Raw genomic sequence first — 264 nt, 5'->3', positions numbered from 1 at the left:
CTATTAAAGAGGTGATATGCTTCTCCTCATTTACTGTGAATGGGCGTACTGCCATTCCGACCTTATTTGCTCCTACAAGAAATTCTGGTACTGCGACTGGTAAAAAACAATGTAATCCTGTTGCACCAACTGTTCTTGCATAATTCCAAGGCTCATAAAGACCTTTCATAAATAAAATCGCAGTTTCCACAGAAGGATCAAGTTTATTAAGTTCTACTAAGCTGTAATGATTAAAAGAGGAGACAATAACTCGGTCCTTTACAT

1 protein-coding gene is annotated in these 264 nt (G+C 37.5%); it reads right to left on the bottom strand.

Going from position 1 to position 264, the window contains the following annotated elements:
• Nucleotides 1-264 (bottom strand): glycerophosphodiester phosphodiesterase family protein (locus AOA61_RS24530; protein WP_218197377.1); only part of this gene is annotated, 264 nt, incomplete at both ends.

This window comes from Pseudomonas sp. 2995-1 (assembly GCF_002742505.1).
GTDB lineage: Bacteria > Pseudomonadota > Gammaproteobacteria > Pseudomonadales > Pseudomonadaceae > Aquipseudomonas > Aquipseudomonas sivasensis.
Note: the sequence above shows the minus strand (reverse complement) of the source record. Positions and strands in the feature narration are given on the sequence as shown.